Source organism: Telluria sp. AZSoR62 (assembly GCF_058111565.1).
Genome location: NZ_JBYTST010000005.1, coordinates 155,772 through 168,119, shown reverse-complemented (window position 1 = coordinate 168,119; position 12,348 = coordinate 155,772). Strand labels below are relative to the sequence as shown.

Genomic DNA, 12,348 nt, shown 5'->3' with positions numbered 1-12,348 from the left:
GCTTATCCGATCAATTTTTTGAGCAGCTCGGCCTTCGTGCTGTCGTAGTCGCCCTGCGAGATCAGGCCCTTGTCCAGCAGGCCCTTGAGCTTGCCCAGGCGGTCTTCGATCGATTCGGCCCCCACCGGCACGGCGGCCGGCTGCGGCTGGGCGAAGGCGCCGGTCATGCCCTGGGCCATGGCCTGGCCGATGGCGATGCCCGCACCGGCGCCGGCGCCGATGCCGGCGATGCCGCCCTCGTTCTGGGCCGCCAGCGGGATGCTGCTGGCGACCTGGAACTGGGTGAAGCCGCCCATCTTGTCGGCGCCCAGACTGGCCTTCATGCCGGCCGAGATGCGCTCGTCCAGGGCCGCCTGCAGTTCTTCCGGCAGGCTGACGCTGGCGACGTTGAATTCATCGAGCCCGATGCCGTAGCGCGCAAAGGCCGTTTCGAGGTCGCCGCGGATCTGCTGCGCCATCAGGGTCTGGTTGGCGGCCATGTCCAGGAAAGCGATTTTCGACGCGCCCAGCGAATTGGCCATGGTGGCCAGCATCAGGCCGCGCAGCTGGTCTTCGACCTCGTCGCGCGTATAGAAGGCGCGGGTGCCGCTGATCTCGGTGAAGAACAGGCGTGGGTCCGCGATGCGATAGGAGTACATGCCGAAGGCGCGTACCCGGATCATGTCGAAATCCTTGTCGCGGATCGTCACCGGCTGCGGCGTGCCCCATTTGCGGCCGGTCTGCACCCGCGTACTGAAGAAGTAGACGTCCGACTTGAAGGGCGAGGCAAACAGCTTGTCCCAGTTCTTCAGGTTGGTCAGCACCGGCAGGGTAGAGGTGGTGAGGCGATGCGTGCCGGGGCCGAACACGTCGGCGATCCGGCCTTCGTCCACGAACACGGCGACTTGCGACTCGCGCACCACCAGGGTGGCGCCGTTCTGGATTTCGAAGTCTTCCATCGGGTAGCGCCAGGCGAGGACGCCTTCGCCTTCCTCGTTCCACTGCAGGACGTCGAGAAACTGCTTCTTGATGAATGAGCCGATAGACATGATGGGTCCTCTTTATGCGCGATGGGTAACTGCTGGTATCAGGAGATGCTGCCGGCGTTGACCAGGCCGATCGACAGCGAGATGGCGCCGAGCAGGATGCCGAAGCCCGTGTTGTTGGCCTCGATCTGGTCCTTGGACATGCGCAGCAGGCGGGTGGCGATGACAAAAACCAGCACCTGGATGAGCATGGCCAGGCCCGCCCAGCCGCAGAATTCGTAGTAGTCGTCGGTGTGCATCAGGGCCGAGGCGATGGTCACCGAAAAGCCCAGCAGGGTGCCGCCCAGCGAGACCGCGGCGGCGGCATTGCCCTGGCGGATCAGCAAAATCTCGTCGTAAGGCGTGACCCGCGTGTAGACCACAAAAAAAGCGAGCACCAGCGCAATTGCCGTCGCAAGATGCAGCACATAGTTTAGGATGGCGGGCACGACATTCTCCAGAGAAAAATAGACAGGATGGCAGCACAGCGCGATCTTAGAACAAAAGCCGTTTCATGACCAAAAGAATTCTTATACTGTCGGTATTTGTCGTCGCCTCCTGCGGCCTCGCCTACGAACTGATCGCCGGGGCCCTGTCCAGCTACCTGCTGGGCGATTCGGTGCTGCAATTCTCCACCATCATCGGCTGCTACCTGTTCGCCATGGGCGTGGGCGCGCATTTCTCCAAGTATGTGCGCGACGAAGACGTGCTGTCGCGCTTCATCGACATCGAGCTGGCGGTGGGCCTGATCGGCGGCGTCTCGGCGGCGGTGCTGTTCATGACCTTCACCTGGATGCCGGCGCCGTTCCGCACGGTGCTGTACGTGACCGTGTTCCTGATCGGCTGCATGGTCGGCATGGAAGTGCCGCTGGTGATGCGCGCCCTGAACGAGCGCCGCACGGAGTTCGCCGAGATCGTCAGCCGCGTGCTGACCTTCGACTACCTGGGCGCGCTGGCCGTGTCGCTGCTGTTCCCGCTGGTGCTGGCGCCCCATCTGGGCCTGGTGCGTACCGGCTTCCTGTTCGGGATGCTCAATGTGGGCGTGGCGATGTGGACCCTGTACGTGTTCCGCGCCGAGCTGGAACACCTGCGCGGCAAGGCGATCCGCGCCAGCGCCGTGCTGTTCGCGCTGGTGCTGGGCTTCGGTTTCTCGGACCGCATGGTGGAGTGGGGCGAGCATGGCCTGTTCGGCGACGAGGTCGTGTACTCCACCACCACTCCGTACCAGCGCCTGGTGATCACGCGCTGGAAGGACGACCTGCGCCTGCACATCAACGGCAACCTGCAGTTCTCCTCGCGCGACGAATACCGCTACCACGAAGCGCTGGTGCACCCGGCGATGCAGTCGCTGCCGTGGGCGAAGCGCGTGCTGGTGCTGGGCGGCGGCGACGGCCTGGCGCTGCGCGAAGTGCTGCGCTACCCGCAGGTGGAAGAGGTGACCCTGGTCGACCTGGACCCCGCCATGACGCAAGCCTTTGCCACCCGCGCCGAACTGGTGAAACTCAATGCCGGCGCGCTGAAGGACAAGCGCGTGAAGGTGGTCAATGCCGACGCCGCGATCTGGCTGAAGAAAGAGGCCGGCATGTACGACGCGGTGATCGTCGACTTTCCCGATCCGTCCAGCTTCGCCCTCGGCAAGCTGTATTCGGTGCCGTTCTATGGCGTCCTGCGCAAGCATGTCGCGGCCAACGGCCTGATCGTGGTGCAGTCCACCTCACCCTTCTTCGCCCCGAACGCCTACTGGACCATCGACGCGACCTTGCGCGAAGTCGGGCTGCAGACCTGGCCCTACCACCTCTACGTGCCCTCGTTCGGAGAGTGGGGCTTCATCATGGCCTCGCCCCAGGGACGCTTCGCGCCGCCTTCGAGCTACCGGCTGCCGATGCGCTACCTGACTGGCGACACCACGCGCGCCATGTTCGACTTCCCGCCAGACATGCCGCGCCGCCAGATGCCGCCCAACCGGCTCGATACCCAGTCGCTGGTGCGCGCATTCGAAGAGGACTGGCAGCAGGTGATCCGCTGATGGACCGGCGGTCCTTCCTGATGACGGCGGCGGGCGCTGGCGCCGCGGGGCTGGCGTCCGCGGCGGGCTTTCGCTATGCCCAGGAAATCACGCCGGCGGTGCATACGCCAGGCCGGGCGGAGGGCCACTTCCTGCGCGAGCGTGGCGCGCTGCCGGCGCCGTCCGAAGTGATCGACACCGATGTCGCGATCCTCGGCTCCGGCATCGCGGGCCTGAGCGCCGCATGGAAGCTGGGGCGGCTCGGCCACGATGACTACCTGCTGCTGGACGGACCGGAAGCCTTCGGCAATGCGGCCGGCAGCCAGTACGGCGAGCTGGCCTGCCCGACGGGCGGCCACTACCTGCCGCTGCCCGGTCCCGAGTCGACCCACGTGCGCGAGATGCTGGCAGATCTGAAAATCATCTTGCGCGGCGCGGACGGCGAGCAACCCTACTACGACGAGCGTTTCATCCTGCACGGGCTGGACGAGCGGCTGCTGGTGGACGGCGAGTGGCAGGAAGGCTTGATTCCCACCAGCGCGGCCGACGCGGCCGAGCACAAGCTGTTCTTCGACGAGATGGCGCGCCTGCGCCATCGGCGCGGCAGCGATGGCCTGCGCGCCTTCGTGTTCCCGCTGGTGCGTTCGTCGAGCGATCCGCAATTCGCGCTGCTCGACCGGATCAGCTTTGCGCAGTGGCTGGGCGACCAGGGCTACCGCTCGGCCAGCCTGCGCTGGTACCTCGACTACTGCTGCCGCGACGACTACGGCGCCGGGCTGGAGCGCGTCTCGGCCTGGGCGGGCCTGCATTATTTCGCCGGGCGCTGGGGCCAGGCCGCGAACGCCGACGAGAACGCGCTGCTGACCTGGCAGGGCGGGCTGGCGCCGCTGGCCGAGGCCTTGGCCGCGCGCGCGGGACCGCGCCGCCGTGCGGGGACGGCGGCTTCCGTGCGCGAGGTGGACGGCAGGGTCGAAGTCTTGTGCTTCACGCTGGTCGACGGCAAGCCGCGCAGCTTCCTGGTCCGCGCACGCCGCGCGATTTGCGCGATGCCGCTGTTCGTGGCCAGCCGCGTGATCGACGACATTGGCCGCTACGGCTTCGATGCGCGCACGCACCTGCCCGACTACGCGCCGTGGATGGTGTCGAACTTCCTGATGCGCGACTTTCCGCGCGAGCTGCCGGGAACGCAGCTGGCCTGGGACAACGTGGTGTACGGGGGCAGGGGGCTTGGCTATGTCGTCTCGACTCACCAGGACATCCGGTCGCGCCCGCCCGAGAAAACCGTGTTCACGGCCTACACGGCCTTGTCCGGCCGCACCCCGCTGGACGCGCGGCGCTGGATGCAGGCGGCGCGTCCCGCCGAGCTGCTGGAACTGGCCAGCGCCGATCTGCGGCAAGCCTATGGCTGGGCCTTCGCACCTTGCGTGCAGCAGGCCGACATCACGCTGCGCGCGCATGCGATGGCGGTACCGGCGCCTGGCTTCCGGAGCAACGCCGGGCTGGCCGCGCTGCGCGAAGCCGACGGGCCGATCCTGTTCGCGCATGCGGACTTGTCCGGCCTGTCGGTGTTCGAGGAAGCGGCATGGTGGGGCTGCCGGGCGGCCGAGCGCGCCGGCCTGTGAACCCTGCTAAGGGCCGGCTTGCCGAGCGGAGGCATCAGCCCCGCGCAGGCGATCCCTGGCATTGCCCATCATTTCGTAGGTGGCGTACCAGCTGCGGCGCATGCCTTCGGCGCTCGGCAGCCAGGACCAGGGCCCCGGCGCTTGCCGGCTCAGGAACATGGTCGGCGCAGCGGTGACCTGGAGTCCGGCGCGCTCGAAGACGGCGCGGGCGCGCGGCATGTGCATCGCGTCCGTCACCAGGAGGATGCGCGTGACCCCATCCTTGCGCAGCAGCGCGGCGCTGAAGGCCGCGTTCTCGCCGGTGTCGCGCGAGCGCGACTCGATCCATCGGACCGGCACGCCGAAATCCCCGCGCAGCGCAGTCGCCATGGCGTCGGCCAGGGTGTAGGCGCGGCTGCGGGCGTCGGGGGCGGCACGCCTGCCCGCGTGGCCGCCGCTGACCAGCACCGGCAAACCGGTGCGCCGCTGCAGGTGCGCAGCGTAGCGCAAGCGCGCCAGGGCCACGTAATCGGGAATGTCGCGATCGCCATATTCGGGGGCGTCGCGCAGGCGTCCGGCCGAGAGCACGACGATGGCCTGCGCGCCGGCGCGTTCCGGCTGGCGCAGCGGCTCGCTCTGCCGTTCCAGCGGCGCGACCAGCAAGCCCGCTCCCATGGTACTGGACAGGAAGGCCAGCGCGGCCAGGCCGGTGCCGGCGGCCAGGCGCCCGAGGCGCGGCCAGGGCCGCCACAGCGCCAGCCCGACCAGGATGAGCAGGAACAGGCTGGTGGGAGGCAGCAGTAGGTTGCGCGCGAGGGTGTTGACCAGATCAAGCATGAATAAGGAATTGGTTCATGGGTTGCGCCGCCGGCGCCGCTCAGGCGCGCGGCTCGGGTTCCATCAGCTTGGCCGCGAACAGGTCGCGCTCGTGGTCGACGATGCCGTCCACCAGGCGCTCGTCCAGCCCCATCGCCTCCAGCACGAAGGCCGACAGCTGCAGGCTCGCTTCCAGCGTCTCCGGCACCACGACGCTGGCCCCGGCCAGGCGCAGGGCGCGCGCGTGCTTCTCGTCGCGCGAGCGCACGAACAGGGGCACATGCGGGAACTCGCGCCGGATGCCGCGCACGGCCTGCATGCTCGACGCCGGATGGTCCATGGTCAGCACGATGGCCGGCGCCTCGTCGGCATGCACGCGGCGCAGCAGTTCGGGGCGCGAGGCGTTGCCGAAGTAGACCGGCTTGCCTTTGGCATGCAGCCTGGACACCAGCTTGGCGTCGCATTCGAAGGCCACGAACGGGATGTTCTGCTCGCCCAGCAGCTTGGCCAGTTGCTGGCCCACGCGCCCGAAGCCGGCGATGATGATGCGCCCGCGCGCCGACGCCAGCTGTTGATCGTCCTGGCTGGCCGCCAGTTCGTCCGCGGCCGTGTCGCTGCGCTCACCGATCGCATGGCCCAGGCGCGCCAGCATCGGCGTGATGAACAAGCTTAGTCCCACTACCAGCATGACGCGCGCACCCAGCACGGGGTCGAGCACCTGCGAGGTGACGGCGTAGCCGACCGCCACGAAGGCGAACTCGCCGCCCTGGCCCAGCAGCAGGCCGCCTTCAAGGGCGCGGCCCCATTTCAGGCCGCCAAGCCGCAGCAGCACGGCCACCACCACTGCCTTGATCAGGACCAGGCTGGCCACGCATGCGGCCAGCAGGAGCGGCGCTTCCAGCACCTGGCGGGTATCGATGCTCATCCCGACCGTCATGAAGAACAGGCCCATGAGCAGGCCCTTGAAGGGTTCGACCATCAGCTCGACTTCGTGCTTGAACTCGGTCTCGGCCAGCAGCAGGCCGGCGATCATCGCACCCAGCGCCATCGACAGGCCGGCCGCGGCGGACAGGCCGGCGATGCCGAAGGTGCTGAGCAGGATCAGCGCCATGAACACGTCCGGCTGGCGGTGCTCTGCAAAGGAGCGGAACAGCTTGTGGACGACGCGCCCGCCCACCAGGTAGATCAGGGCGATGGCTGCTGCGGCCTTTGCCAGCGTGGTGAGCGCCAGCATGGCGACACCGTCGCCGCCGTTGTGGCCCAGGGCGCCGATCAGCAGCAGGATCGGCACCACCGCCAGGTCCTGCAGCATCAGGATGGCGAAGGTGGCCTGGCCGAGCGGGGTGCCGGTAGCCTGCTGCTGGGCGAGCAGCTGCATCACGACCGCGGTGGAGGAGAGCGACAGCAGCAGGCCGACGATGACGGCGGTCTGGGTAGCGAGCCCGCTGAAGAGGAGCAGGGCGCCGCAAATCAGGATGGCGCTGGCTGCTACCTGCGCGGTGCCGGCCCCGAACACCCAGCGCCGCATGGCCCACAGGCGCGCGGCGGAGAGTTCGAGGCCGATCATGAACATCAGGAACAGCACGCCGATCTCGGCCAGCATCGAGATGCCTTCGCCACGCGGGAAGGTGAGGAAGGCCAGCCACGGGACCTCATCGGCGAGCAGGCCCAGGCCGAAGGGACCGGCCAGGGTGCCGACGGCCAGGAAGCCGACCACCTGGTTGATGCGCAGGCGCTGGAGAAGCGGAATGAGGATGCCCGAGAGGACCAGGAACAGGAGGATCTCGCGCAGGAAGGGGAAGGCGTGTTGCTCTTGCACGGTTGGGGCCGGGGAGTGGAGGTGGGGCGATTGTAGCGTGCTGTTTGGGGGCCGGGCTGCGAAGCGCGTGCCGGTGCGGCGAACTTGGGGGGAGCAATGCCAGTGGCATCGCTTCCCCCAGTTGAGCTGGGAGCCGCTAACGCATCAGCAATTCCCCGCCTGCACCGCCTCCGGTGGCGTCTCTTCCTGCTGCCGGTGCCCGCTGGCCACCGGCTGGCGGCTTTCGGCCGTCTGCTGCAGCTCCTCGATTTCCGGATCGTCCACGTTGCGCAGTTCCAGATAGCGGTCGAGGGCCTGGTCCAGGCGCGGCAGCAGGATGCCGCGTTCGCTGGTGAGCGCGCAGTAGGCGGGACGCGCTGCCGCAAATGCGATGGGGCGCGCCTCCAGCCGGCTGGCATCCACGCCCGCACGCTCGGCCGCCTTCAGGGCCAGCTCGGCCCAGCTCAGGGCGCCGCCGTTGGCCAGGTGCCAGATCCCGGCCTCGCGGTCGATCGCCAGGTCCAGGCAGGCATGCACCAGGTCGGGCACGTAGGTGGGCGTGATGGTGAGGTCGTTCGAGGCGGTGAAGGACTCGCCGCGCTCCAGCGCACCGAGTGCGACGGTGACGAAGTTGTACTGGTCCCAGGGGCCGAAGAAGGCGCTGGTGCGCACCATCAGCGCGCCGGGGTGCTTGTCGAGCACCGCGCTTTCCGCGTCGGCCTTGCTGCGGCCGTAGACGCCCAGCGGGGCGACCGGGTCGGACTCCACGTAGGGGCGGTCTTGCCGGCCGTCGAACACCAGGTCGCTCGAGAAGCTGGTCAGGTGCACGCCGTGGCGCGCGCAGGCGGCGGCCAGGATGGCCGGGCCGACGGTGTTTTCGCGGAAGCACCGTTCGGCATCGTGCTCGGCATCGTCGACGCGCACATAGCCGGCGGTGTTGATGACGGCCCAGGGCTGGTAGTGCGCCAGGGCGCGCTCGACCGACGCGCTGTCGGCGATGTCCATGTCCTGGCGCGAGAGCAGGCGGAAGGCGATGTTGCGCTTGCGGCAGACGCGGGCAAAGGCGCGTCCCAGGGTGCCGGTGGCGCCCAGGATCAGGATCGGCGCCGCACTCGTTCCCACCAGGCGGTGGCCGTCGGCGGAAATCGAGGTGAGGGCGCTCGGGGTGGCGACCGGCGGATGGCAGAGGAAGCGTCCCGGACGGCGCCACCAGCCCTGGCCGCGCAGCACCGGGTGCGACAGCGGCTGGCCCGATGCAATCTCCTGCATCATCCTGGCCAGCGCGGTCGGGCGCGGCAACGGCGATCGCACGTCGAAGGGGCCGGGTTCGTAATAGCCCTTGTTCTGGGTGACCAGGCTGTTCCAGTCGAAGGAGCCGAGCAGCGACCAGACCGTGACCGCGCGCACGTCCACGCCGTTCTGTTGCGACTGCTGGGCCGCTTCCCAGATCTCGAGCAGCCAGCGCAGCTGGTCTTCGCGGTTGGCGTCGATGTGGGCTTCGGTGATCGCCAGCGGGATGCGGTAGCGGTCCCAGACTTCGCGCAGCAGCGGGGCGATGCCCGGGGTGGGCGTGGCCAGCACGCGCGAGGCTTCGATGTCGGCGCAGGGGATGCCGTCGGCCACGCCGCGGTGATGGGCCGGGAAGCGCTCCGGGCGGTGGTCGAGCCAGCGCTCGGAGGTCACGTAGTAGTTGACCCCGATGAGGTCGGGCGGGCAGGGGTTCTCGCGGAACCACAGGAATTCGGCCGCGTCGATGCCGGTCTTGAGCAGGTAGGGCCAGAGGGCGTGCTCGGGGCCGACCATGCCGCACAGCAGGTCCCAGGCCAGCCAGCGGCGCTCGTTGTAGAACTCGGCGACGTCGAGCATCTCCGGGGTGCCGTAGGTCTTGCCGAGGTCGTCGGTCTGCACCAGCTTGGCGTTCGGGTTCACGGCGCGGATCGCGCGCATCGACAGCACGACGGCGCGGCACTGCACCAGCAGCGCTTCGATGAAGCTGCGGTCGTCGCGGCCGTGCGGGTACCAGACCCCGTACAGGCCGGCGAAGCGGGCGGTGGTGCAGGGCTCGTTGACCGGGGTGTAGAGCTCGACCCAGGGATAGCGCGCGGCGACGGCGCCGGCGTATTCGGCCAGCTGTTCGGCAAAGGCCGGGTCGACCAGGCTGGTGTGGCGCGGACCGCTGCCGTGGTGCACCAGGCCGACGATCGGGTTGACGCCGGCTTCGCGCAGCGCCGGCAGGCGCTCGTCGGGCCAGCTCCAGTCGGCCTTGGCGAGCCCATCAGGTGCGGTACGTTCCCATAGCACGGGATAGCGGATGGCCTTGATGCCGGTGGAGGCGAAGCGGTCGATGTCGCAGGCGCGGCCGGCATGGCCATTGCGGTCCAACTGGCTGAAATACTCGTCGCGCACGCGGTTGACCGTACATTCGAGGCCGCCCCAGAGTTCGAGTGGGCGGGCTTGGCTGTTCATGCTCTCTTTTTTATCCATCAAATTCACCACTTTATTAATCTTATTGCAACAAAAAAACTGCAGGTGCGCATCCCGGGTAAAAATTGCAAGAGGGGAGCCGCGCCTGCCGGGTCACGGACCGGAAGCGGTTGACAGCCGAGCGTCAACCTGCAACCATGCAGTCCATGAATTTTCCGAAAGCACATCGTCTTCTTCCGACCTGGTGGCGCCGCTGACAGCGCGCGGCCACGGGAATGATGTGCATTTCAAGTAACGCCGCCTCGATCCGGGTGGCGTTTTCTTTTTGGGCGCAGGACGATCGGGGCTTTATCAAGAACAAGCCAAAGGAACACGATGAGCTCGCAAACCCCCTCCGTAGTCCCCGATAAGCCCGCGCCTGTCATCCTGACCGGCGACCGGCCTACCGGCCCGCTGCACCTCGGCCACTTCGTGGGCAGCCTGCGCAACCGCGTCGCTTACCAGGACACCTACAAGCAGTTCGTGATGCTGGCGGACGCCCAGGCGCTGACCGACAACATGGATGACATTGGTAAGGTACACCGGAACGTTGTCGAGGTGGCGCTCGATTACCTCGCATGCGGCATCGATCCGGCCCGTACCACCATCCTGATCCAGTCGCAGATTCCCGAGCTGACCGAGCTCACCTTCTACTACCTGAACCTGGTCACCGTGGCCCGCCTGGAGCGCAATCCGACCGTCAAGGCGGAGATCATCCTGCGCGGCTTCGAGCGCGACATCCCGGCCGGCTTCCTGACCTATCCTGCCAGCCAGGCGGCCGACATCACCGCCTTCAAGGCCACCGTGGTGCCGGTCGGCGAAGACCAGATCCCGATGATCGAGCAGTGCAATGAAATCGTGCGCAAGTTCAACCGCAACGTGAACCAGGAAATTTTGGTCGAGTGCAAGGCGATCGTGCCGGAAGTGGGCCGCCTGCCGGGCATCGACGGCCGCGCCAAGATGAGCAAGTCGCTGGGCAATACCATCAACCTGGGCGCCAGCGAAGACGAGATCCGCGCCGCGGTCAAGCAGGTCTATACCGACCCGCTGCACCTGAAGGTGTCCGACCCCGGCCACATCGAGGGCAACGTGGCCTTCATCTACCTGGATGCCTTCGACACCGACAAGGAAGGCCTGGCCGAAATGAAGGCGCATTACCAGCGCGGCGGGTTGGGCGACAGCATCGTCAAGAAGCGCCTCGAGGGCATCCTGCAGGAGATGCTGGCGCCGATCCGCGCACGCCGCGAGGAGTTCGCCAAGGACCGCGGCCAGGTGCTGCAGATCCTGAAGGAAGGCACGATGCGCGCACGCGAAGTGGCGGCCGCGACGACGGACGAGGTGCGCAAGGCGCTGGGGCTGTCGTACTTCTAAAGTAAGCTCGTACCGCTGATTGGCCACTGAACCGTAGGATGGGCAGGTCTTCCTGCCCACGCGTTCAAGCGGCACCGCCACCGGCCCCGACCTGGTATCAGCCACCGCTACCCGAAGTAGCACCACGCATCCCCTTGCGTTTTATGCTGGCCCGCAATTTCCCCTGATGGCAATCTGCAGCCTTTATCGTCATTGGGGAGCATCTCCATGAGCAAAGGCCTGCGTCTTACCGAAAAATGGCTGCAACGCACCCTGTGGCTGGTCGCGTTCGCCTTCGCCGCCTTCCTGATCGGGCTGGGCAGCGCCCTGGTGCGCAACCTGTGGGAAGTCGAAGCCGAACTCACGGTCGAGCAATTCATGGATCCGGCGCAGACGGCGGCGGTGCGCGCCGAGGAAGGGGCGGCAAAGGACAAGCGCGGCGCCGCCCGGCTGGCCCTGGAACAGGCGCAGCAACGACACGAGGTGGCGCGCTCGCATACCCGCTCGGCGCACGCAACCTTCGACAACTGGCTGGCGACCCGGCGCGCCACGGCCCAGCCCGGCCAGGACCCGGAACTGATAGCACGCACGCGCGGTCTCGACAAGCTCGAGGCGGACGAACGCGCGGCGCTCGCCGCCGTGCAAGCCCAGCAGCAGGTCGTGCTCGACGCGGACCATGCGCTGCAGGCGGTGGAAGCGCGCTGGGAGAAGATCGAAACGCCGGCGCGCGAAGCCTTGATCGACGCCTCCATCGCCAAGGAATTGCGGGTCTTCCTGTACCGCCTGGCCCTGACGCTGCCCTTGCTGGTGCTGGCGGGCTGGCTGTTCGTGCGCAAGCGCAAGGGCACCTACTGGCCCTTCGTCTGGGGCTTCATCATCTTCGCCGTATTCACCTTCTTCGTCGAACTCGTGCCCTACCTGCCCAGCTACGGCGGCTATGTGCGCTACCTGGTCGGCATTGCCGTCACGGGTCTGGTGGGACGCTACGCGATCCTGTCGCTGCAGCGCTACCTGGCCCGGCAGAAGGAAATCGAGGCCTTGCCGGATGCGCAGCGCCGCCAGGGCCTGCGCTACGACGCCGCCATGGCCAGGCTGGGCAAGGGCGTCTGCCCGGGCTGCGAACGCCAGGCCGACCTGAAGGACGCCAAGGTCGATTACTGCCCGCACTGCGGCATCGGCCTGTTCGACCGCTGCAGCTGCTGCACGACCCGCAAGAATGCGTTCGCGCGCTTTTGCTTTGCCTGCGGCACGGCGGCCAATGCGACACTGGCCGACTGAATCCAGCCGGCCAGCGAAGTACCACCGCTGCTT

9 protein-coding genes are annotated in these 12,348 nt (G+C 67.6%); 4 read left to right on the top strand and 5 right to left on the bottom strand.

What is annotated here, in order from left to right; genetic code table 11:
• Nucleotides 1-2: 2 nt before the first annotated feature.
• The gene (locus tag AC3XQU_RS10240) at nt 3-1,028 is read right to left on the bottom strand and encodes an SPFH domain-containing protein (protein WP_489874049.1); all 1,026 of its coding nucleotides are present in this window, start codon (nt 1,026-1,028) and stop codon (nt 3-5) included.
• Nucleotides 1,029-1,066: 38 nt separating this feature from the next.
• The gene (locus AC3XQU_RS10235; protein ID WP_489874048.1) at nt 1,067-1,453 is read right to left on the bottom strand and encodes a DUF350 domain-containing protein; all 387 of its coding nucleotides are present in this window, start codon (nt 1,451-1,453) and stop codon (nt 1,067-1,069) included.
• A gap of 65 nt (nt 1,454-1,518) precedes the next feature.
• Here AC3XQU_RS10235 and AC3XQU_RS10230 point away from each other — a divergent pair, with 65 nt between their 5' ends.
• Nucleotides 1,519-3,030: a polyamine aminopropyltransferase gene (locus AC3XQU_RS10230; RefSeq protein WP_489874047.1), complete on the top strand. Its 1,512-nt coding sequence runs from the start codon at nt 1,519-1,521 to the stop codon at nt 3,028-3,030.
• Nucleotides 3,030-4,631 carry an NAD(P)-binding protein gene (locus AC3XQU_RS10225; protein ID WP_489874046.1) on the top strand — a complete coding sequence of 534 codons (1,602 nt, stop codon included), beginning with the start codon at nt 3,030-3,032 and terminating at the stop codon, nt 4,629-4,631. The genes AC3XQU_RS10230 and AC3XQU_RS10225 overlap by 1 nt, the downstream gene beginning before the upstream one ends.
• A 6-nt stretch (nt 4,632-4,637) precedes the next feature.
• On the opposite strand, the gene AC3XQU_RS10220 is transcribed toward AC3XQU_RS10225, so the two are convergent.
• From AC3XQU_RS10220 to AC3XQU_RS10210, 3 genes are all read right to left on the bottom strand, one after another.
• Nucleotides 4,638-5,447 (bottom strand): YdcF family protein, encoded by an 810-nt coding sequence (locus AC3XQU_RS10220; RefSeq protein ID WP_489874045.1) that lies wholly within the window; start codon nt 5,445-5,447, stop codon nt 4,638-4,640.
• A 40-nt stretch (nt 5,448-5,487) separates the two neighbouring features.
• A complete protein-coding gene (locus tag AC3XQU_RS10215; RefSeq protein ID WP_489874044.1) occupies nt 5,488-7,245 on the bottom strand; it encodes a cation:proton antiporter domain-containing protein in 1,758 nt (585 codons plus the stop codon).
• A 144-nt stretch (nt 7,246-7,389) separates the two neighbouring features.
• Nucleotides 7,390-9,690, bottom strand: a complete 2,301-nt coding sequence (locus AC3XQU_RS10210; protein ID WP_489874043.1) for a sugar nucleotide-binding protein — start codon at nt 9,688-9,690, stop codon at nt 7,390-7,392.
• Nucleotides 9,691-10,023: 333 nt separating this feature from the next.
• Here AC3XQU_RS10210 and trpS point away from each other — a divergent pair, with 333 nt between their 5' ends.
• Nucleotides 10,024-11,058 (top strand): tryptophan--tRNA ligase, encoded by a 1,035-nt coding sequence (trpS, locus tag AC3XQU_RS10205; RefSeq protein ID WP_489874042.1) that lies wholly within the window; start codon nt 10,024-10,026, stop codon nt 11,056-11,058.
• A gap of 207 nt (nt 11,059-11,265) precedes the next feature.
• Nucleotides 11,266-12,315 (top strand): serine endopeptidase, encoded by a 1,050-nt coding sequence (locus AC3XQU_RS10200; RefSeq protein ID WP_489874041.1) that lies wholly within the window; start codon nt 11,266-11,268, stop codon nt 12,313-12,315.
• Nucleotides 12,316-12,348 lie beyond the last annotated feature (33 nt).